Here is a 20275-nt window from a genome sequence, read left to right as displayed (position 1 = left end):
CTCTCAGATAAAGACCTGATGGACAATTATCATTCGTTTTTTCCATTTTATCCTCATTCAACCTGTCGGGTATATAACTCCCAGTATTTTCCTTTATTGCTCATCAGGGCATCATGTGTCCCACTCTCTGCAATCCTGCCATTTTCAAGAACGTAAATAATATCTGCATCTTTTACTGTCGAGAGCCGGTGAGCGACGATTATTGTAGTGCATTTTTTTGCCACGTTGTTGATGGCATCCTGTACTACCTTTTCAGACACGTTATCGAGCGAACTTGTGGCTTCATCGAGAATTAATATTTCCGGATCCCTGATCATTGCACGGGCGATTGCAATTCTCTGTCGCTCGCCACCGGATAATTTTACGCCCCTGTCCCCGACCAGCGTGTCAAACTTTTCAGGCAATTGCTGGATAAATTCATAAGCATTGGCAAGGCGTGAGGCTTGTATGATTTCATCATCCTTGTATTCCTGTCCAAAGGTGATGTTGTCCTTCACGCTCGCGTTATATATGAAGGTCTCCTGACTGACGAACCCGATTTTTCCCCGCAGAGAATGCAGGTCATAATCCTTGATATTGATATTGTCAATTGTGATCGCCCCGGCATCAACGTCATATAACCGTAAGAGGAGATCTATCAGGGTCGATTTGCCGGAACCGGAAGGACCAACAACCGCCGTGGTTTTACCTGGCTCAATGGAGAGGTGCAATCCCTTGAATATTTCATCCCTGTTCTTATGGCTGAAACTGACATCATTAAAAATAATACCGGGGTTTTTTTGACTGAACGGGCGCTTGCCGTTTTTAATTGTAAAATATGACTGATCCTCCAGAACCTTTTTCACTTCAACCAGGTTCGGAAGGGCACCCATGATCCCCATCTGGTAATTGCCAAAATTCGCAACTCGTGGCAATAATTTGAGCACTGCTAATGAAAATGTGCCCAACAGGGGCAGGTAATCAATGAATGCATACGTATAGTAGATCTTGATAATAATTATTACACCACCGATGGTAAAAAAAATTAAAAAATACAGTGTAATCGATGGGATCTGCGACCAGAAATAATCTTTTTTCCACAGGTTGTAAAAATCTGTTAATGTCTCCTTAAACTGGTTCTTCCAGACTCCCGTGACATCAAATGCCTTGATCTGTTTAGAGCCGGAAATCGATTCGTTCAGGATCACCGTCTCTCTCTGGCCAAGAATATACCTCCCCTGCCCGGTCAGATAAGAAATTTTCAAACTCAGATATCGGGTAAATAAATAATAGATGACGCCACCGATAAGAAGCACAAAGGCCCCTTTCCACGAGATCGATACGAGCAGGAGGAATGTGGAGACTGAAAGGAGGATATCGATTGACAGTTTTGTCAGGTTGCTCAGTACCTCACTAACATAAGCCGGAGCACGGTGCGTCTTGAATATGATATCGCCCTGCTTGTGATCAACAAAATACTGGTAATCGGCATCAATGATCGAGTTGAACACCTGTGTCTTTGTATTTACCGTGATATCGGCGATCAGGTTTGATGAGTACTTTATATAGAGTAGGCCAACCAGCCATGAAAATATTGCAAAAATTATGAATAGAATACAAATCTCGACCAGCTGGTCCCTGACGGGAAGTATATACGCAAATACGCTATCCAAAATGAAAAGAGCCCTGAATATTAAGCTATCCTGCGGGAACGGCTGGTTTGTGCTGATCGAGAGCATCGGGTAGAGCAGGGCGATATTGACAAACTCTAACAGGGCAGCGATTATTCCGATAATGAAAAGACCGAATAACCTCAACTTATTTGGTGAAAGAAAATACCAGATTACAGAAAACGATTTCTGATCAGTATCCATCCGGCATCCCGTTTGTTTTGATTATTTCAAAATGTTTCTGATTCAATACTCAGGTTCATGGCAACCGTCAGGAATACAGCAAGCGGGTATGTGGTGCTGACGTATTGTTTTACTATTAAACCTGTTGACTAATTAAATAATGGATATGGCATGGATTCAGAGCCGGTCATCAGCGGAGTATTGTTTTTCAAATTTTATATTCATGATTTTCGAGCAGGTTGAAACTGCTGATGCCCGGGTTGAAAAACCAAAAAAAGGTATACGCTGGCACGATAATATCATTTAATGAAAATTGTTCTCATCAGCACCCCCTCTCGCACCTATGCCCCAAACTACATTCCTCCGCTTGGTATCATGTACCTGGCATCGCACCTTAGAAATCTGGGTCATACAATAAAAATAATCGATATTGCAAAAACCCGTCAGTCAAATGAGAGTACAATTAAAGAACTGAAAATATTTAATCCGGATTTAATCGGGGTCAGTGCGATCATTACCGCGTACCGTTTTGTAAAAAAACTGGTAAAAGGTTTAAAACAGTCATTCCCGTCAGTTCCGGTTGTCATTGGGGGGCATATCGCTCTTGATAATGTTAACCTGCTTCTGAACCATGTCGGGGTGGATTATGTAATTACCGGATATGGTGAACTGAAAATAGCAGGTCTGGTTGATCATCTATCAGGTGAATTCCCTGTTGGAAAAATCCCTGCCTTGTCTTATAAAAGAAATGGAGAAATTATTTCAAATCCCGGAGATCTTTTTTTCAAAAAAATCGATGAAATTCCACTTCCGGCCTATGATCTTGTTGATATGAAATATTATGTCACGGTCACCAAAAAATTCCCAAAGCTGGATGCATTCCTGAAAAAAACAAAGAAAACCTCCCCTCCGATGCGGGCGCTGGTCGTTATCGGTGCGAGAGGATGCACTGATCATTGTTCATTCTGTGTTCATGAATTTGAGCACAAGGGCTTCCACGTTCATTCAATTGACTATATCATGAAAAATATTGAGGTCCTTTACAACACCTATGGTGTGAGAATATTCCAGATGGGGGAGGACCTCTTCCTATTCAATACAAAACAGGCTAAGGAATTCGTTGAGGCAATGAACAGTAATTTTCCTGATGCATATTTCCAGTGTTCCACCCGAGCAGATTACATCACTCCGGAACTGATCCAAATTCTGGAAAATTCCAACTGCTTCACCTTGGGATACGGATTTGAATCCGGCAACGATTATATTCTCAATATCTTGGGTAAACGCATGACCCGGGATATTAATATCCGTGCTTATTCACTAATTGGTGCTTCAGATATTACTCCTGCATGCTCTTTCATGGTTGGCAGTCCTGGTGAGACGCGTGAAACGATTGCAGATACAATAAATGCAATCAGGGACGCTCGCATCACCGATAGTGCAGTATTTATCACCACTCCATACCCGGGGTCAAGACTGTTCCGCTGGTGTATTGAAAACGGGCTGATCAGAAACGAGGATGCCTATCTTGATTTTATATCAGATCGAGACGCGGTGAAACTGAGCATCAATTTCACCCCATATCCAGATGTTATTGTGAAAATGATGAAAATCGTGGTTGAAAATGCCCTTGAGGATAACAAGAGACAAATTGATAGTAATTATCATATTCCGATAATCCGGGCGATAGTGCATCATAGGCTTGTCCCATTTTTATATAATGGATATTTCGATCTGCGCAGGTTTCTGGGGAAAATAATCCCAATGTACAGGAAAGCAACTATTGATTATGAACTCAATAAAAAAGGGACGGTGAAGATCTCTTCAGACGGATAAATTTCTTTGACTTTTAAAATATCTATCAGTCCGTAAATTTATAGTTTGAACGTGCGAATTCTTTCGGTCACATATTCAAGCGAATCCTCATTCATGCCAGGATATAATGGTAAGGTGATAATCCGGTGAAATACGTCTTCACAAACCGGGAATTTTTTCGGATTTGTATGGAGTAGTTTCTGGTAATACGTGAGCCGGTATGTCGGGATGTAATGGACATTCACGCCGATTCCATTTCTCCTCATGAATCTGAAAAACGTGTCCCTGTCGACACTATTGAGTAAAATTGTATAAAGGTGCCATGCATGGATAACTCCCTCTTTTATTTCCGGCAGATCAATGAATGAAATTTCTTTGAGTAATTTGTTATAACGGGATGCAAGTTCATTTCTTCTCTTAATGAACCGGTCAAGTTTAGCCAACTGAGATATGCCAAGAGCTGCCTGAATATCATTCATCCGGTAATTTTTCCCAAGGAGGACCATATCATATTTCCAGGCCTGCTCCTCATTCTCCTGCTCCTTGAAGTCTTTTTTGCCATGACTTCTTAACAGGTGCATCCGTTCAGCAAGATCAGGATTATCCGTCAGTATTGCACCCCCTTCACCGGTGGTAATCGCTTTCACCGGGTGGAAACTGAATACATTGACATCTGCAAATGTGCCGGCCTTTTTACCATGATATGATGCACCAAGAGCATGGCAGGCATCATCGATAAGACAGAGATCGTGTTCCTGTGCGATCTCCTGTATCTGGTCAATGTCACATGGGTGTCCTGCAAAATCGACAAAAATAATCGCTTTTGTCTTGGGGGTAATCTTTTTGCGAATACAGTCAGGATCTATGTTGTGTGTATCTTTCCGGATATCCGCAAACACTGGCTTCAGACCGTTGTAAAGCAAGGCATTGTTTGTCGCAGCAAATGTGAATGGGGTCGAAATTACTTCAGATCCCTGTGGGATTTGCAGTGCCTGGACTGCAACATCGAGCGCGCTTGTCCCGCTATTGACGGCAACTGCATATTTCCCCTTGGTATATGAACAGAGTTTTTTTTCAAATTCATCCACTGCCGGTCCTGTAGTCAGCCAGTCACTTTTCAAGACCCTGACAACTGCATCGATATCATCCTGTTCAATCGATTGGTGTCCGTAAGGGATCATTCCTTGACCTCGTAGGGAATGGTATCATTTTTATCTTCAGGGGTTTTGCTGAACACGATAATGCTTGCTTCGCAGTTCCCGGTGTTCTTGATTGAGTGTGCAATAAAAGGAGGGATATGAATTATTGAATAATCTTTTGTTTTTGTATCCAGCACAATCTGTTGAGTTTCTTTGGAGCGGATATCTTCAAGAGCGATCTCAATTTTTCCTGCTGCAGGAGCAATCCATTCCTCTTTTTTTTTATGGTAGTGGTTTGCCCTTGTCTGGTGTGGAACTATAGATACGATGTAGGAATGAATATCAGAAAAAGGCTGGTCATGATAGTTCATGGAGATCAGCTCACACAGCCAGCCATCATCCCGCACATGCTTTACACGTGGCAATTTTTCAAAGATCATGTATAAGAAAATGTTGTTCTGTCAAGCGGAAATAATCTACCCTGAATACCGGACGAGGATATAAATTAGGAAGGTTGGCTTGGGTGAAGCAGATTACGGGAAAAAGGGATTAGAGAGAAATTGGCCTCAACAGGTACCGCATTCAGAAACATCTGATTTTAGTTTAAGCCCCAGCCGTGATTTGGGACTTTATGTTCAAATCCGACACTAATCGCGCTTTTGAGGAAATTTCGCGATAGTGATTACTTGTTTTACTATACGCTCTGCAATTTTAAACTTCTTCCGGTCATTCAGAACAGGGTGTCATTTCGGACGTTTTACGGAACGCTTAACGGGGCCCCGCCCCTTGCCGCGTGGGCTTCCCTAGACTTACCCCCGGGCCCTGCAAAGACCTTCGGTGTCCAGGGCGCTTCGGTCGGCCCGCGACAGGTCGTCACCGACGCCCTGTAACCGGGGCCTCCCTCGCTGATATACTGACACTCGGTCATATTCGCGAATCCTCGCGGGCGCACAACCAACAAATCCGCGCTCGCTCGTTCTCGCTTCACATCACCTCGCTGCTCTTCCCGGTTGATCGGGCAGACGGAGACGCACCCCTTCACTCGCTTCGCTCGCTTCAGGGCTTGCTGCCCCGGCCCGCTCCTCACACCATGCTCCGCATCGTGTTCGTCGCTGTTAATCCTTGCATGTAGTACGCTCAGTGACTCGCTCGCATCCGCTCGCTCGGGCCGCTGCGGCCGGGCCAGCTCAGCTGAGGCTTCGCTGATTATTGCGAGAGGCTCCCTTCTGGGAGCATGCGGCCGTGCTCGTCCCTCCGCCCGTCCGCGGGATCAGTGAGAGGCAGCGAGGAGCGGCCGGAGACGAGTCCGTAGGGACGAGTCCGCAGACGCGACGAGCGTACAGCAGGCCCCGATGAACCGATGGGCGGGCGGGCCTGACGCGGGTACGGGACGCGGGATCGCGGCCCGTCGCAGGCAGGCCGGGCGGGCCGACGTTGCCAAGAAAGATATTGCCGGGCGTCGATAGTGTACTAACCCGGCAGGGCTCTTTGATTGGTCTCATGGTGTCCCTGTCCGGGCCACCATTCAGACATAGCGCAGGTAGACTCTTTTCAGGCCCATCCGCAGCCAGCGCCACAGGCTTTTCAGCATCCCGGGAAGCGTCATCTGGTTGCGCCGGTGCTGCTTGAGCATCTTGTTGCTGATCCGCATGCCATCGCCTCACGGCCCCGCTGTGCGGATCCCTGCTGGCAGGGGATCGCAGGCCCATGCGATCATCTCCAGCCGTTGCCGTTCCGCGATCAGGTTGTCGAGCCCTTCCCGCTCGGCCCGTGCCCTCCACGATGCGATGATCTCATCGTGTTGCATGCGGAGATCCTGCGCATTGGCCTGCAGCACAAATGCCCTGTGCTCCATGTCAGGGATCGCGGTCTCGATGCGTTCGAGTTCTTCGAGGACCTTGACCGGCATGGCATCAAAAATGGTTTTAATCATGCCGTTGCCCCTCCCGCTGCATCTGTCCCGCTTGCCCCGGCAGGGACCGGGGCCGGGGCCCCGATCATGAAATCCGCTGCCTTCTCTGCCCGGCCCGCCGCATACATCACGAGATCGGCATCGGCCTTGATCGCGGCTGCCCAGTTCTGGAGGTAGGCTGCCTGATTGCGGATCACGGCCGAGGAGTCGATCCCGGTGAGGGCCGCAAGGTAGGCGCTCCCGATCTCGGCGACCAGTTCCTCCCGGCCGTAAGTGTCGGAGCCGAAGCAGACCGGATCGGTGCGCCTGAACCTGTTCAGCCGGGGCCCGGTCGAATGAATGCACTCATGGAACATCGTCGCGTAATAGTGCTCGGAGGTCCTGAACCGGCCGATCTCCGGGCAGGTGATCGCATCCGTCCCCGGACTGTATGCGGCCCGGTCGCCTGCGGTGACGGGGATCTTTTCCCGGCCGGTATAGCCCTGGATGACGGCATTGCAGCCGAGGAGTTGCGGTTTGTCCTTTACCTCGGGGAGTTTGTAGCCCCTCTCCTTGTAATCGGTCTGGGCGACATTGAAGACCACGAAGGCTTTGAGGAACCGGATCTGTTTCTTGTTCTCGGTCTCCTCGCCATTCTCATCGGTCGCCGTCTCGGTCTTGACCGTCCGGCCTGCGTAGATGATCCCGAATCCGTGCTCTCCCCGCTGGACCTGCAGCCCTGCGGCGAGATACTGGCGGTAGGTTGCCCAAAAGGGGAGAGGATAGGGGATGAGCCCGAGGATCAACCGGTTCAGCCCGGTGTATGCCCTGCCGCTGAAGAGGTTGCGCGGGCCGTTCTCCGTCCACGGTTTCAGCCAGGGGATCTTTCCTTCGGCGAGCGCCTTGATGATCCGCTCGTTGATCTGTGCTTTCACATCGGCGGCCTTCATGCGGGCACCCCTTCCGGCCCGGGTGAGGCTGTGAGAGTCCGGGCCTTGCGCATGGCCGAGACATTCGCATATTTCCGCTCCCCCTTGAGCATGCCTTTTACCTGTGCGAGCGGGGAGACATACTGCACATCGTTGATGAGGATCATCACCGCTTTGCCGGACCGGGTGATCCATGCCTTCCCGACCGGGGCCGCGTCCACGTTCTTCATTACGTCCGAGATGTCGTAGACCGTCGCGGGCCAGCGTTCTTCGAGCCTGCGGATCTCACCGGCGGGGATAACCGCCTGCATGGTCTTGACATCGATACGGACCGAGCCGTTGTAGAGGCGCGCAGCCCCTATGTGCTCGAAGGTCACATCTTCTTGTGTTGTTGGTCTCATGGTGTTTTTCACCATACATTTATCGACGTGAGCGCTTATAAGCCACCGCCGTGCGCATGGTGAAAGTAAAGGCGCTGCGTTGTCCGATTTACGAAATAACGATTTTGCGCAGAATTGTTCACGCTTGGCCCGCCCGGGCACACAGCGCGACAGGTCGTCGCGGACGCCCTGTAACCGCGCCGTGTGGCCATGACCCGCCCGCGCCTGCAGGAGATCCCCGGTGTCCTGCCGGCCCGCGATCGCCAGAACAGGACCCGCCCGACAAAGCGAGCGACCGCCCGCTGAGGCGTTCGGTAACCGTCGCTTTGTCCTCCCCTCCCGGACCCGCTCCCTGCTGCCGGAGGCAGGGCTCTCGTACCCGACTGCCCGTCCCCTCAGGGGCGGGAGGAGTGCGGCCCGGAGGGTTGTGAGCGGGGGGATGCTTGCCCATCCCCGCAAGCGAACAAAGCACGGGCGGCGGGGAAATACGGCCCAGCGGCCCGAACGAGCACCGCGACAGGGCGCGAAGGTAACGAGCTGCGACGCAGCGAGTCCGAGCCCCTGTGCGTCGTGCGAGTGAGTCACCGAGCGTCTGAGGTTGTCGCATCAGCAGCGACGAGCACGATGCGAAGCATGATGCGAGGAGCGGGCAAAGGGTAGCCGCCGGCGCAGGAACGAAGTGACAAGCCGGGGGCGTCATCGTGTCGCATCAACCGGGGAAAAGAGCAGGGCGAGTCTGTGAGCGGAGCGGAACGGAGGTGAGCGCCAGCGAGCCGGAGTGCAGCGGAGACGAACAGTCTCGACCGTACTGCGTCCCGGCCCGAATCCAAAGGGCTCCGCATATCGATCGCCGCCCCGCTGCGCTTGCTTCGTGCACCTTTGGCGCACTCGCACCCGCTCCGCGGACCGGCTTAAAAAGGTGTTTCTTCAGAGCAGTTTCGTTTCTTCTGTCGGCTTCGGGACCTTCACGACAAGGACCCGGAAGACCGCTTTACTCTCGTTGATCCAGCGGTGCGGGATCTTCGCCGGGCTCTCAATCAGCATGTCCTTCGTGCACGCTGCCCGCTCGTTGCCGATCTCGACAATGCCGGTCCCTTCCAGCACATAGAAGAAGACATCAACAGGTGTGATGTGCTTCTTCAACGATTCTCCGGGTTTGAGCGTGATGACCACCGCCATCGCGTGCGGTGTGTCATAAATCTTCCGTGCATCCACATGGTGCGGGTTCGGGCCTGATACGACCTTTGCAACTTCAGTGATTTTCATCTCATTTCGCCTTCTCAACCTGAATATAGGGAAGTAATGTCAGCAGTTCGGATTTGAGCGTTTCCATACCGACACGCTCCATGAACCGGGCCGTCCGCTCGTGCGATTTTGCGTTAGAACGGTAATATTCCGCGAGCCGCTGCGCACAGTCCAGCGTTTCAGTTGCAGTGAGGCCTTTGGTGATCAGGTTGCCAAACCGCGGCCGGGTCCCCCCGTTGCCACCGAAGAAGACTGTCCAGCCCCGGTTCGTCCCCATAATCCCGATGTCCCGGGTATGGCTCTCACCGCAGCACCGGGGGCAGCCCGAGACGCCGATCTTGATCTTAGCCGGGAAGGTCTGCTCTTTGAACAATTCATCGACAGATTTGGCAAGGCTGATGGAGTCCTGGTTACCGTACCTGCACATATCTGTGCCGAGGCACGCCTGTACGAACTTGACGCAGGGTGCGGTCTCGGGTTTTGCAAGGGTGCCGAGATCCGCAATCACCCTCTCCACATCGTCCGGTTCAAGGCCGATGAGCGCGATCCGCTGGCCGCTCGTGATCTTGAGCATCGGTACTTTATACTTCCGCCCGGCCCTTGCGATTGTCTCAAGGTCATCCGGGGTCACAATTCCTGCCGGGATCCGGGTTGTGACCGCATAGGTCATCCCGTCCCGTTGCCGGATCGCTCCTTTTGGATCTGCCATGTTCATCCCACCTTCACGATCCCCTTCTCCGTTTGGGATTATCTTTATTGTGTCCGGGTACCCATGAACGGGTGATCCTGAGGAGGTATGAGAAAATGCCACCACATTGCGATACCAGGGACGGGCCTGTTGTCAAGGCCGCAAAGAAAGCGCTGGAGACCGGGAATCTCAACTATGTTTTGATCTGGATTCCCAGGGAATCCGAGAAGGAACTGAAAGAGGTATTTGCCCGGACCCTGCGTGCACGAAAAGCCGGGAAGGATGCACAGGATGTTGCCGATGACTGGTTCTTCGAGACCGCCATCCGCCTCCATCGTGCCGGCGAGGGCGCATCATATACCGGAATGAAACCCGCGGGACTGAGCGAGGGCCCGGTCGTACCGAAAGCGGAGAAGGCAATCGAGACCGGCAATCCCAAGGAGACAATTGACGTTATCCTGAAGACCGTTGAGGAAGATCTGACCCATCGTTTCCGCCACGTCATGGAGAAGAAGAACTACGATGTGGACGATGTTGCTGCAGGCCGGGAATTCATCGAGGCATTCATCGGATGGGTCGTCTATTCCCATCACCTTTACATGAATGTAAAAGGCGGGAACGGCCATGGCGAAGACCAGACCGGGGAAGGGGGCTCCCACCACCATTGATTTTTTCAGGAAAGGGGCGTCGTGATCGTCACCATTGATCGATCAACCTGCGTAAGCTGCGGCTCCTGCTGGGACACCTGCCCGGGCTTCTTCGAGCAGAACCCTGACGATACGTTCAGCCAGGTAATTGAGAGATTCAGGTTCAACGGGGATCCTGCACAGGGTAATCCTCCGGCGGATCTGAACGATTGTGCGCGGGATGCTGCGGATCTTTGCCCTGTGCAAATCATCAAAATTGAAGTACTCTGACGAAGTCTTCAATGTGAGGATATTTCAGGTGTGCTGTAAATTACCTTGCTATAGCATTGTGGTGAAAAGAATGGATTTATGCTCACTGGCGGAATTTTCCGCTACAGGCCCGGTCAAAAAAGACCTGATGAAGACCGCAGGTTCGAACCTTGTCATCGTCGGCCTTGAGACCGGTCAGGTTATCGCGCCCCACCCGGAACCGTATGCTGTTGTATTCGTTGTCCTGCAGGGCAAGGGCGTCATCACTGCAGGGACGACAGAGCATCCTGTCAAACCCCACAATCTCGTCTCAGTGAAAAAGGATGAGAACCGGGGGATCCGGTGTGATCAGCGGATGGTCCTGCTCGGTATCCGCGAGGACGTATAAGGCGATGAACGAACCATGAGCGATGTCATCCACGCCTCAGGGCTGACGAAAAGTTTTGGAAGGAACACTGCCGTGGACCATATCTCGTTCGATGTCAGGAAGGGAGAGATCTTCGGCTTTTTAGGCCCGAACGGGGCGGGCAAGACCACGACGACACGGATGTTGACCGGTGTCATTCCGCCCGATGCCGGGTCCGCCACCATTCTCGGCCATGACATCCGGGCCGAGGCTGTCCTGGCAAAACAGGGATTTGGCGTCGTGCCGGAGACATCGAACGCCTACGCGGACCTGACCGCATGGCAGAACCTGATGCTGATGGGCGAGTTGTACGGTCTTCCGCGTACCCGGGCAGAGAAGCGTTCAAACGACCTGCTCGGCATGGTAGGGCTCCATGAACGCAAGGACCAGAAGGTGGAGGCGTACTCCAAAGGCATGAAGCAGCGGCTCATCCTCACAATGGCACTGATCCATGAACCGGAACTCCTCTTCCTCGATGAGCCCACGAGCGGCCTCGATGTCGAGAGCACCCGGATGATCCTCGCCCTGCTCCGCGACCTGAACGCACAGGGCACGACAATTTTTCTCACCACGCATAACATGGAGGAGGCAAACCGGCTCTGCCACCGGGTCGGCATTATCCGGGCTGGGACGATGGCGGCTATCGATGCACCGGAGAAACTCAAAGCCGCGATCAACCGGCTGCACACCATCGAAGTGAGCTTTAACCGTGAGGTGCCTGCAGATGCCCTTGCAGGAATTGCCGGCGTGACCAGTGCGGAGCGGACCGGGGACAAGTGGCAGGTTACCGCAGAGAACCGGGATGTCGTTATCCGTTCGCTCGTGGAATTCAGCCGGCAGCAGGGTGCAGGTATCGTCACGCTGAACACGCTGGCCCCGTCGCTCGATGAAGCGTTTCTCCGGCTGACAAAGGGAGGAAAACTATGAATCCCGCGGGATTATCGGAACAGGTGCGGCGGTCCTGGGCGATCGCAAAGAAGGATATCCGGATCTATTACATGAAAGGCCCGGTGCTCATCTTCGGGGTCTTCATGCCGCTCTTTATGTTCCTTGCGTTCCTGATGGGGGGCCGGCAGCTCCCGCTCTCGTTCCTCATTTCCGGGCTGGTCGGGATGACCCTGTTCTTTACGGCCACTGCGGTATCCCCGGCCATCTTCCCATGGGAGGGCTCGGCAAAAACACTTGAACGACTCGCGTCATGTCCCGTTACGGTCGAAGCGATTGTCCTCGGTGACATGATCGCGTCCCTCCTCTTCGGGATCGGGATTACGCTGATTACCGTTCTCATCGGATTCGCGCTCGGGCTGCCGCTTCTCCACGGCCTTACGCTGCTTTCAGCCATCGTCATCGCCGCCATCTGCTTCTCAGCTGTCGGTATGCTGCTCGCGGTGCCCCCGACGAACACACCCTCAAACATCATGATGCTCTCGTCGCTCGTCAAGTTCCCGCTTGTCTTCATCTCGGGCATCTTCGTCCCGCTGGAGCAGATGCCGTTCTGGGGCATCGTACTCTCCGTCATCTCCCCACTTACCTACTTCACCGATCTTGTCCGGTATTCGTTTACCGGGACGCACTTCTTCCCGGTCTGGGCCGATCTCATGGCACTCGCGGTTTTCACGCTGGCAATTACCGCCATCACGATGGTTCTGCACAAGAAGACCATGCCGAAGAGGATGTAAATCAGCCCGGATAGGCGCGGAGATTCCCCTTGCCGGGGTTCTGCAATGATGGCCGCAGCGGCCCGAGCGAGCGGATGCGAGCGAGTCACCGAGCGTACTACATGCAAGGATAAACAGCGACGAACACGATGCAGAGCATGGTGTGAGGAACGGGCCGGGACAGCCGCCGGCGCGGGAACAGAGTGACAAGCCGGTGGCGTCATCATGTCAGATCAACCGGAAAGAGCAGCGAGGTGATGTGAAGCGAGAACGAGCGGGCGCGGATTTGTTGGTCGCTGGCGCCCGCGAGGGCGAGCGAACATGACCGAGTGTCTGCAACTCGGCTAACGCAACCTTATTCCTTCGTGTCCTTCATAGCACAGTGGCAGTATATCAGGGATAAATTCTCTTTGACTCAGTTTTATTGACATTTACAAGACAAGGAAATATCCTCCCAAATGAACATTCGAAAGATTATCGTAGAATAAATGGAGACATAACATTGGTAGGAATGCAGGTGAAATACGGTTTTCTGGACCGGCCTCAAGGGATCCTGTGTCTTGCATTTGTCACCTATTTTCTGTGGGTGACCGTAACATTCCTGCTGGAAGGCAGGATTCTTACCCTGCTCAGACCTGAAGCGGCCATCGATCGGATTGTATACACGATTATTGCGAATATCATGATAGGTTCCGTCCTGGCACTTCTTATCGTTCGCCATGGAATAACCACGGAGATCATTTCCCTTAATTCCGGAGGATTCCAACCGTTGCGACGAACTCTCGTCGCAGTTGTGATTGGATTAATTCTCGGTGTTTTGGTACTGCTTCTCCAGCACCCGGCATCTCTCGATCCTGTCGTTTTCCTGAATATCTATGCCCAGGTGTTCACGGTAACCGTTGCCGAAATCGCGGTGTGTTGGATCGTTGTCGGATCAATCATCGAAGGAGTTCTTTCACAAAAAGGAAAAGGTATTGCTGTCATGAGCGGCATTCTCCTGTCAAGTATTCTTTTCGGGATATACCACTTCGCTCACAGCCCGCCCTTCAATCAACCCGCCATGATTGGATTTCTTACCATCATCGGACTTGTGACAGGGCTGGTTTATTTCATCGGACGGGATGTGTATGCTACGATAGTTTTCCATAATTTCTTCGGATGTATCGGAGTCATGCAATCCCTCTCTGCATCAGGGCTCCTTACTGCATATTCCCGGCCACTTGTACCGGTGATTGGAATGGCTGTACTATCATTCCTAGTATTCGCAGGAATTGACTATCTGTATATTCGGAAGAAGATACCACCGATATAGAGATCTCGTTCTCCTGAATGCATCCATGTCCCCGCTCCACTCAGCGGGTGCTCCGTAACCGGAACCACATCCCGCTCGGTTCAACATTTCGTACACTCAAGGAGGATAATAGCGACGAGGAGGATCCCCTATCATCCCGATGTCAGCGACGAGCACGATGCGAAGCATGGTGCGAGGAGCGTGCCGGGGCAGCCGCCGGCGCAGGAACGAAGTGACAAGCCGGGGGCGTCATCGTGTCAGATCAACCGGAGAAAAGAGCAGGGCGAGTCTGTGAGCGGAGCGGAACGGAGGGGAGCGCCAGCGAGCCGGAGTGCAGCGGAGACGAACAGTCTCGACCGTACTGCGTCCCGACCAAAGAACTGAAGATCCTCCCTGCATATGTATCGCCGGCCCGCTCCGCATGCTTCGCACAGCTCTGCCATGCTCGCACCCGCTCCGCGGACCGGCTTTCCAATTCTTTCCGGATAGTCCTTTCTTGTGTATCACAAACTGGAAAAAATGGTACACAACCGCTTCTTGTGTATCCCCGTTGAGACACAATACGGGCCTATCACTGATACTTCCCCTATACTATCACAAACCACTGATATCTGCATATCACTGATAACTTTATAAACATATCAGTAAATAATGATAGAGCATATGACAATGCTCTCACCCAACGATCCTCAGCTGATCACGCTGCTTCGCACAGAGCTGGGATTTGGCGATGACGCGATAATAAAACAGGAGAGTACGCTCAACGACAACTACCCCATGCGGTTTGACCTGATCATCGAGGATGGCAACAAGACGTTCATCGTCGAACTCAAGCGGGTCGTCCGGCTCGCCGAACTCTCGCAGCTCGGGCTTTTGAAACTGCTCCTGGATGCGGACAATATGAGCACCCGCAATACTGAATTTGTCATCGTGGGAAAACGGATCACAAAGGAAGCCGCAGATGCCGCCGAGAAGACCGGCATGCGGCTCATCAGGTTGCCCGCTGAGGTGAACGTGGCTGAGGCTGCCCACGATAAAGCCGGGGCCGTACCGGTGAAACTCACGTCCCCCAAGTCCTGGCAGGTCATCTCGTATCTCCTGAAGATGAACGAGACCTCCATCCGGCAGCTCGCGATCGAGTCCAAGGTCTCGTATGGCTGGGCTCATGCAACCGTCCGGGCCCTTACGGAAAAAGGGATTGTATCAACTACTGGTGGCTACGTGAAGATCAGCGACATCAACAAACTCCTCAACGGTGTCGCGTGGGAGCGCCCATTCGAGCGGCTCTTTGCTCAGGAGATCCGGATTGCTGCTGACGGCCCCGTTGCGCTCGCCCAGGAGATCTGCCTTGTCTGTGAAGAGCAGGGGCTTATGTGTGCGTTCACGAGTTTCACGGCTGGCGAGATCTACACCGGTTACAGCGCCCGGCACGATTCGTCGTACCTGTATCTGGAAAAGAAATACATCGCAGCGCTTGCAGGAATGTTCGATGTGCGGACAGAAGGGGGAATCGCGGTGCGGATCTATGCACCGGACCGTGACGTATTCAAGGATCGCAGGACGTTTTCTGTAAACGGTGTCTGGCTGGTCTCACCCTCACAGGCGCTCCTCGACTGTGCCGGCCTCGGGTACGCGGGCCGCGACCTGACGCAGAAACTGGTGGAGATTTATGGTGGATTATAACGCGGCACGCACGGTCATCGATGCGTCGCGGGACGAGCTGATCGAGATATTCCGGTGGGTGCAGGCCCGTATCGAGGATGAGCGGTATCCTCTCACCGTCCTCATCGGTGGCTGGGCGGTATACATCTACAACCCGTGGTACGGATCGGTGGATATCGACCTCATCACCAACAGCAGGGCCCGGCAGCACCTTATGAAGTACCTGCGGGACGAGCGCGGTTTTGTCCACAAGCGGCACCCGATGATCCCCAATACGGTCGTGAAACACATCCCGGAAGGCGAGATCCTGATCGATTTCGGGTCCCGCGAGGATGTCTGCCGGTTTGAGGGGAGAGCCGAGGAGTGCCCGTTCTCCCTGCTCGATGGCCGTACTGAGGTGCGGGAGATCCGCGCCGGTTCTCCGGTTGTGGTGCCGGAACGGACGCTGCTCCTGGTCTTCAAGCTGAAAGCGGCATGGGACCGGTTGGCAAGGATTCGGGGTGGCACGTCATACGATGAGGAATGGGAGCAGGGCAAGCTGCGCAAGGACCGCGCCGATATCCTAGCACTCCTTGACCCGGCTGCAGGTGGCACGGAGATCGATATCCAGTATTTCGGTGAGCGGCTCCGTGAGTTCCCGTTCCTTGCAGGGACGCTGCGGGAGATCCCGCCTGATATGGATGCCGTGGCAATGTACCGCCGGATGGATCCGGCGCAGGCCCGCGATGTTGTTGAGAGGCTGCTCCTGCTCATCGAATGATTGCGGACAATATACCCTCCTTATCTCTCTGAAGTAACAACTGGCCGGTAACGATGTGTCGAAATTTTCAGGTTTTTTCGACAAGTCCGGGCGATGTGTCGATGCAATCGACAGGTCCGGATTTCTGAAAATTCCCTTTTTCCAAAATCTCCTAAACCAGCCGCGAACCCGCCATAATCCCGCCAAACCCGCCATCAATCCCGACATTTTCCTGACAATCCCGACAAAACACCACTTTTCCGGGATCTCCGTCGAAGACCTTCGGTCTTCTCGTATCTCACCCATTTTTGGGTTCGATACTCAGAAAAAATAACCCTCAAAACAGGGCCTAGAATCGACTTTCTCCTGTCGGATGGGTTAAAGTATGGGGTAAAATTGACCTCGATTCTATGGGCTTTGGCAGCCATTAGGCGAGGTGCAATCCTGTCGCGTTTCGGCAATCAGGGCGCAATACTGCCCCCGTTTCCACACGAACAGAAACGGATGATTTTACGGGATTTTCCGGTATCTGGTCTCCCTTTCCGACGTGAAAAAGGGCCTGATTTGGGCGTATTTTCCCCTCGTCGGGAAGGGGTGGGAAAAGGGGGTTGGGGAGGTGAAAACAGGGCCGGACAGAGAGGGAGGATCTGCCTCCCCCGTCAGTATTCCTCGTTCTTTCCGGAGTTGCCCATATAGTCGAGCACCCGGTCCCACATGACGAGCAGGCCCGGGATCACAACGTAGGCGAGCAACCCAGCGCCCAAGAAGAGCGCTGTGACGATGATCTCGTTGTCCATTGCGTTTCACCTCTGCCTTGCTCCCGCTTACGCGAGTGCTGCCACGGTGTCCGCCCAGGTCTCGACATTGGTCCGGATTGCATCGTCCGAGTAGGACTGGAGCGTAACCCGGTCGCGGGTGAACGTGAGGTTGTACAGTTCACCGTTGGCGTCGTGGCACCGGAGGGTCGCACTGAAGGACTCGTTCTCGGTGTCCCGCACGGCGGTCCCGCCGTGTGCAGCCGCGAGTGCTGCGTCGGCGAGCAGTGCAGCGGCCCCGGCGTTGAACCCGGCAACCGAGTTGAACTTACTGGAGTCGTTGCCCACAGTCCTGGCCTCTGTGTCCTGGTAAACGACCTTGGCCGTGTAGCTCTCACGGATCTTTTCCACGGGGTCATGGGTAACCCCGGCAGTCATATATCCTACACATTCGAACGGGTTGTCGGTGATGACCGACTGGACGATCGTGTTGAACGTCGCAACGTCCGGAATCGGGGTCGCAAGTTCGCGAACCGCGTTCTTGCTTTCTGAACTCTGTACGAAATCTGCCATTGTCTCATGGCTCCTGCCCTCGGGCCCTCGGGCTGATTATATATCGTGTTTCTCAGGGCTTAGCCTTGACTGAACCTTGGGAGAAATTGAGGATCAAATCAATAACTTTATTTTCAAATGTCTTCCATATGTGTTTTAAGTGTGTTTTGGGAGACACAGATGAATGACAAGAAACGGGTTCAAGTTGTCTTCACTCCGGGCCAGTGGGAGCTAATTTCACAATTACGGGGGGAATTTGGTGAAGGCGATGCAGATATCGTCAGAAATATCGTGTTAGCCTGGCTTGCAGAGAAATCTCTCATCTCAACAAATGTCAAGCAACGCATGGGAAGTAATGGAACTCACGAGGAAAAATAATGAGATCCATCCCTACTGTAAATTACCCATTAGATAGATTCTTAGGCGGAACTGTATCGAATGCGGGGGCTCCTCAAATAAACGGAAACAATCATTCAAATTTTTCCGATCCTGCCTTTTCCAGTAATAAGACTCAACCCATTCATCGCTGGGTTCCATGGATCGCTGGCTTTTCGAAAGAATTCGTTAATGATTCGATTCACAAGTATATCGAGGAAAAGGGAACCATATTAGATCCTTTCGCGGGTGTAGGAACAACACTTGTTGAATCTCATATAACCGGAAATGATTCTATCGGATTTGAGATAAACCCGTACGCATATTTTGCCTGCAAAACCAAAATTAACAGCCTCCAGATAAATGAAGAAAGGTTCAATGACGAAATCGAGCGGTTCTCCTCATATTATCTGAAAAATCTGAATTCGAAATATCATGTTCAGAGCACGGTGCCGGATGGCTTTAAAACAAAGATTGACTTTTACAGCCCAAAAGTCCTGCGGAAAGTCCTGATTTTAATGGATTTTATTCAGACACTTGAAGATCAAAACATCTCGGATCTGTTCAAACTTGCTTTCACTTCCACGATGGTGAAATATTCAAATTATTCATACGAGCCCAGCTTGGGAACCCGAAGAGGTTCGGGCAAAGCGGATATCGAGGATTACGACGTAAGAGATATCACGGTTCAAAAACTTCTTGAATTTCTAAAAGACATCGCATGGATCAAGAAGACATTGGCTAACCAGAGAATTCCAACATCGACGATAATTAATGATTCATTTTTCAATTACGAAAAATACCTGTCGAGGAAAACGATTGATCTCATCATCACTTCACCACCTTACCTGAATAATTATCATTACAACCGGAACACACGCCCTCAGATCTATTGGCTTGGTTTCGCCCATGGCCCCAAGGATATGAAACCATTAGAGGAATCCAATTTCGGAAATTTCTGGCAGACGGTCAGGGACAAAGAAGAAATCGGTCTAATCTTCGATCTTCCCAAGATTGATTTAATGGACAAATTGGCGCAAATTAAGAAAATTAATCCCGAAAAAGGAGTATATGGCGGGAGTGGCTGGGCAAATTATGCCATATCATATTTCAATGATTGTTATAGATTTTCAAAAGGAATAGAATTCACATTGAAAAAAGGAGGAACCGCACTCGTTGTAATCGGAAACAGTATATTGCAGGGTGTCACGATTCCGACCGATGAATATTTTGCAAAAATCGCAGAGTCAGTGGGTCTTGAGATTGTTGAAATTCATATTCCAAGATCTAAAAGAATTGGTAATAGCATTATCCAGTCGGAGGTCAGGGTTTCAAAGGCGACCAAGGGACACAGGTTGTATGAGGCTGTCGTTGAATTAAGAAAATCATAATTTTTTGGTATATTCTGAAATCTTGTCCTTTATTGCATCAAGATTCAATTCTTTTCCCGTCAGTTTATCAGCAAAATATCTACCAGGATGAAGAGTATCCCATTCGGATTTCTTTTGTTTGTATCTTCCAGATCCCGGGTGATGTATCCCGAATCCAGACACGCATGAATTCCACAACGGTGCATACCGGCGGATTAACTCCGATTCGAGAGGGACAATCAGATCAATTTCATTGTCTCTTAAAATCGTAAATCTGCATTTAAAGTCGTTGATATCAAGATTGGAGGCACTTTGGATGCTTTTGGAATGCTCTTCCAGTCTATTGAACAAAGATTTCTTTATAGATTTTTTCGTTCTTGCCGTTCTTGATCCTTGAGGTACTGCTTTCCCTACATAGATGGGAAAAAAAGCATCCAGAGTTTTAGCATCCTTATTTATTGTTGATATCGGACGATAATTTTCGAAATCGCCGAAATAATACAGGGCATAAACACCTACATCTGTGAATGAATCGGTAAGTGGCAGATCGATCATTTGACGCGTTGTGAAAAAATCAATTGCTTCCTGAATGACACTTGTCTCTAAAATATTCGGGAGGATATAATCTTGATAATCAAGCATAATATTCTTA

25 protein-coding genes are annotated in these 20275 nt (G+C 51.5%); 12 read left to right on the top strand and 13 right to left on the bottom strand.

What is annotated here, in order from left to right; all coding sequences use genetic code 11:
• Window positions 1–53: 53 nt before the first annotated feature.
• A complete protein-coding gene (locus OS112_07590; GenBank protein WAC04323.1) occupies window positions 54–1853 on the bottom strand; it encodes an ABC transporter ATP-binding protein in 1800 nt (599 codons plus the stop codon).
• Window positions 1854–2138: 285 nt separating this feature from the next.
• On the opposite strand from OS112_07590, the gene OS112_07585 reads away from it, so the two are divergent.
• On the top strand, window positions 2139–3668 hold the full coding sequence (locus OS112_07585) for a radical SAM protein (GenBank protein ID WAC04322.1): 1530 nt from the start codon (window positions 2139–2141) through the stop codon (window positions 3666–3668).
• A 38-nt stretch (window positions 3669–3706) separates the two neighbouring features.
• Here OS112_07585 and pseC read toward each other — a convergent pair whose 3' ends face one another.
• The 9 genes from pseC to OS112_07540 all read right to left on the bottom strand — a co-directional run bounded on the left by pseC (window position 3707) and on the right by OS112_07540 (window position 9940).
• Complete coding sequence (gene pseC, locus OS112_07580; GenBank protein ID WAC04321.1) at window positions 3707–4828, bottom strand: UDP-4-amino-4,6-dideoxy-N-acetyl-beta-L-altrosamine transaminase; 1122 nt, start codon at window positions 4826–4828, stop codon at window positions 3707–3709.
• Window positions 4825–5226 carry a WxcM-like domain-containing protein gene (locus tag OS112_07575; protein WAC04320.1) on the bottom strand — a complete coding sequence of 134 codons (402 nt, stop codon included), beginning with the start codon at window positions 5224–5226 and terminating at the stop codon, window positions 4825–4827. Before OS112_07575 ends, pseC begins: the two co-directional genes overlap by 4 nt.
• 1085 nt (window positions 5227–6311) lie before the next feature.
• Window positions 6312–6437 carry a hypothetical protein gene (locus tag OS112_07570; protein ID WAC04319.1) on the bottom strand — a complete coding sequence of 42 codons (126 nt, stop codon included), beginning with the start codon at window positions 6435–6437 and terminating at the stop codon, window positions 6312–6314.
• Between the two features lie 9 nt (window positions 6438–6446).
• Complete coding sequence (locus OS112_07565; protein WAC04318.1) at window positions 6447–6719, bottom strand: hypothetical protein; 273 nt, start codon at window positions 6717–6719, stop codon at window positions 6447–6449.
• Complete coding sequence (locus tag OS112_07560) at window positions 6716–7627, bottom strand: zincin-like metallopeptidase domain-containing protein (protein ID WAC04317.1); 912 nt, start codon at window positions 7625–7627, stop codon at window positions 6716–6718. Before OS112_07560 ends, OS112_07565 begins: the two co-directional genes overlap by 4 nt.
• A complete protein-coding gene (locus OS112_07555; protein WAC04316.1) occupies window positions 7624–8445 on the bottom strand; it encodes a hypothetical protein in 822 nt (273 codons plus the stop codon). The genes OS112_07560 and OS112_07555 overlap by 4 nt, the downstream gene beginning before the upstream one ends.
• Window positions 8446–8567: 122 nt before the next feature.
• Entirely contained in the window at window positions 8568–8816 is a 249-nt protein-coding gene (locus OS112_07550) for a hypothetical protein (protein ID WAC04315.1), read from the bottom strand.
• Between the two features lie 97 nt (window positions 8817–8913).
• A complete protein-coding gene (locus tag OS112_07545) occupies window positions 8914–9252 on the bottom strand; it encodes a cupin domain-containing protein (GenBank protein ID WAC04314.1) in 339 nt (112 codons plus the stop codon).
• Window position 9253: 1 nt separating this feature from the next.
• Window positions 9254–9940, bottom strand: a complete 687-nt coding sequence (locus OS112_07540; GenBank protein ID WAC04313.1) for an NAD(P)/FAD-dependent oxidoreductase — start codon at window positions 9938–9940, stop codon at window positions 9254–9256.
• Between the two features lie 95 nt (window positions 9941–10035).
• On the opposite strand from OS112_07540, the gene OS112_07535 reads away from it, so the two are divergent.
• The 9 genes from OS112_07535 to OS112_07495 all read left to right on the top strand — a co-directional run bounded on the left by OS112_07535 (window position 10036) and on the right by OS112_07495 (window position 16592).
• Window positions 10036–10587, top strand: coding sequence for a DUF6448 family protein (locus OS112_07535; GenBank protein WAC04312.1), 552 nt, complete (start codon window positions 10036–10038; stop codon window positions 10585–10587).
• A 21-nt stretch (window positions 10588–10608) separates the two neighbouring features.
• Window positions 10609–10836 (top strand): ferredoxin, encoded by a 228-nt coding sequence (locus tag OS112_07530; GenBank protein ID WAC04311.1) that lies wholly within the window; start codon window positions 10609–10611, stop codon window positions 10834–10836.
• Between the two features lie 70 nt (window positions 10837–10906).
• Window positions 10907–11203, top strand: a complete 297-nt coding sequence (locus OS112_07525; GenBank protein WAC04310.1) for a hypothetical protein — start codon at window positions 10907–10909, stop codon at window positions 11201–11203.
• A gap of 15 nt (window positions 11204–11218) precedes the next feature.
• Complete coding sequence (locus OS112_07520; GenBank protein WAC04309.1) at window positions 11219–12148, top strand: ATP-binding cassette domain-containing protein; 930 nt, start codon at window positions 11219–11221, stop codon at window positions 12146–12148.
• Window positions 12145–12900, top strand: a complete 756-nt coding sequence (locus OS112_07515; GenBank protein ID WAC04308.1) for an ABC transporter permease — start codon at window positions 12145–12147, stop codon at window positions 12898–12900. Before OS112_07520 ends, OS112_07515 begins: the two co-directional genes overlap by 4 nt.
• 481 nt (window positions 12901–13381) lie before the next feature.
• Complete coding sequence (locus OS112_07510; GenBank protein ID WAC04307.1) at window positions 13382–14191, top strand: CPBP family intramembrane metalloprotease; 810 nt, start codon at window positions 13382–13384, stop codon at window positions 14189–14191.
• Window positions 14192–14371: 180 nt separating this feature from the next.
• On the top strand, window positions 14372–14554 hold the full coding sequence (locus OS112_07505; GenBank protein WAC04306.1) for a hypothetical protein: 183 nt from the start codon (window positions 14372–14374) through the stop codon (window positions 14552–14554).
• A 279-nt stretch (window positions 14555–14833) separates the two neighbouring features.
• Window positions 14834–15853, top strand: a complete 1020-nt coding sequence (locus OS112_07500; protein ID WAC04305.1) for a hypothetical protein — start codon at window positions 14834–14836, stop codon at window positions 15851–15853.
• On the top strand, window positions 15840–16592 hold the full coding sequence (locus tag OS112_07495; protein ID WAC04304.1) for a hypothetical protein: 753 nt from the start codon (window positions 15840–15842) through the stop codon (window positions 16590–16592). The genes OS112_07500 and OS112_07495 overlap by 14 nt, the downstream gene beginning before the upstream one ends.
• Window positions 16593–17230: 638 nt before the next feature.
• Here the strand turns inward: OS112_07495 and OS112_07490 are convergent.
• Both OS112_07490 and OS112_07485 read right to left on the bottom strand, forming a co-directional pair.
• Window positions 17231–17368, bottom strand: a complete 138-nt coding sequence (locus OS112_07490) for a hypothetical protein (GenBank protein WAC04303.1) — start codon at window positions 17366–17368, stop codon at window positions 17231–17233.
• A gap of 27 nt (window positions 17369–17395) precedes the next feature.
• Entirely contained in the window at window positions 17396–17899 is a 504-nt protein-coding gene (locus OS112_07485; protein WAC04302.1) for a hypothetical protein, read from the bottom strand.
• 159 nt (window positions 17900–18058) lie between these two features.
• Between OS112_07485 and OS112_07480 the strand changes: the two genes are divergently transcribed.
• Entirely contained in the window at window positions 18059–18256 is a 198-nt protein-coding gene (locus OS112_07480) for a hypothetical protein (protein ID WAC04301.1), read from the top strand.
• On the top strand, window positions 18256–19644 hold the full coding sequence (locus tag OS112_07475) for a DNA methyltransferase (GenBank protein ID WAC04300.1): 1389 nt from the start codon (window positions 18256–18258) through the stop codon (window positions 19642–19644). Before OS112_07480 ends, OS112_07475 begins: the two co-directional genes overlap by 1 nt.
• Here the strand turns inward: OS112_07475 and OS112_07470 are convergent.
• Window positions 19639–20265: an Eco29kI family restriction endonuclease gene (locus tag OS112_07470; protein ID WAC04299.1), complete on the bottom strand. Its 627-nt coding sequence runs from the start codon at window positions 20263–20265 to the stop codon at window positions 19639–19641. The two genes, OS112_07475 and OS112_07470, sit on opposite strands and share 6 nt — an antisense overlap.
• Window positions 20266–20275: the final 10 nt, after the last annotated feature.

Origin of the sequence: Methanoregula sp., assembly GCA_026625165.1 — an archaeon.
Taxonomy (GTDB): domain Archaea; phylum Halobacteriota; class Methanomicrobia; order Methanomicrobiales; family Methanospirillaceae; genus MVRE01.
Note: the sequence above shows the minus strand (reverse complement) of the source record. Positions and strands in the feature narration are given on the sequence as shown.